This is a genomic window from Oleiphilus sp. HI0079, from assembly GCF_001635105.1.
This window is the reverse complement of sequence record NZ_LWFT01000646.1, coordinates 1-1,207: the sequence shown is the minus strand read 5'-3', so window position 1 is coordinate 1,207 and position 1,207 is coordinate 1. Positions and strand designations below refer to the sequence as shown.

2 protein-coding genes are annotated in these 1,207 nt (G+C 47.2%); both read right to left on the bottom strand.

The features are described from left to right. Nucleotides 1-914 (bottom strand): aspartate kinase (locus A3750_RS11690; RefSeq protein ID WP_068548285.1); only part of this gene is annotated, 914 nt, incomplete at its 3' end. A 53-nt stretch (nt 915-967) separates the two neighbouring features. Beyond that, the coding region (locus A3750_RS11685) for a DHHA1 domain-containing protein (RefSeq protein WP_156498533.1) at nt 968-1,207 on the bottom strand (240 nt) is incomplete at its 5' end.

The window sequence follows — 1,207 nt, the reverse complement described above, 5'->3', positions numbered from 1 at the left end:
TCAGTACAATTATCAACGCCAATATTCTGCACAATCATATCGACTTCGATATTTTGATCACTAACAGGCTTAAGGATTTTGCTGGCTATTCCAGGAATATCGGGAACTCCGACCAGTGTTAGCTTTGCCTCGTCACGATTAAACGCGATACCAGACACGAGAGGCTGTTCCATATTTCCCTCATCATCAGTTGTAATTAAAGTGCCCGTACCCTCTTTGAAACTCGAAAGAACACGCAACGGTACATTGTATTTACCTGCAAACTCGACGGAACGGATTTGCAGCACCTTGGATCCAAGGCTCGCCATTTCGATCATTTCTTCAAAAGTGATCTTTTCCATACGACGAGCACCCTCTACGACTCGCGGATCCGTAGTGTAGACGCCATCTACATCCGTATAAATTTGACACTCATCCGCTTTTAACGCTGCAGCCAATGCAACGGCAGTAGTGTCGGAACCACCACGACCCAATGTCGTAATGTTGCCATTGTCATCAACACCCTGAAAGCCTGCAACAACGATAACTCGCCCAGCATCCAGATCTTTGCGCATCTTGTGTTCGTCAATATCCATAATACGCGCTTTCGTATGCGTACTATCCGTCTTGATTCGAACCTGAGCACCGGTGTAAGACCTAGCTTCACAGCCTCTTTTATTTAAGGCCATACTAAGCAAGGCTATGGTAACCTGTTCGCCCGTAGACACGAGCACATCCATTTCACGAGGAGTCGGCTCTTCCATTATATCTGCCGCTAAACCGATCAAACGGTTCGTCTCTCCACTCATCGCCGAAACGACCACAACAATGTCATCGCCTTTTTCACGAAACGCTTTAACTTTATCAGCAACCGCTTCGATACGCTCAACCGAGCCTACAGAAGTACCACCGAACTTTTGAACCAACAAGGCCATTGCTAACTATTCCTATACTGCCCGAACAAGGCTATAAATCAAAAAGCGCGCGATTATACCTTACTTGCGACCCATTCTTGAACCCCAGATAATGCGGCATCTAGTTTGTCGATATTCGTGCCCCCGCCTTGCGCCATATCAGGACGACCACCACCTTTTCCATCAACCTTTGCAGCAATCTCTCGCATCAAATCTCCCGCTGGAAACCGTTTCGATATTGACTTGGAAACACCACTTATCAGAGTCACCTTGTCATCCTCAACCGAGGCCAACATCACGACCGCCTCACCAAG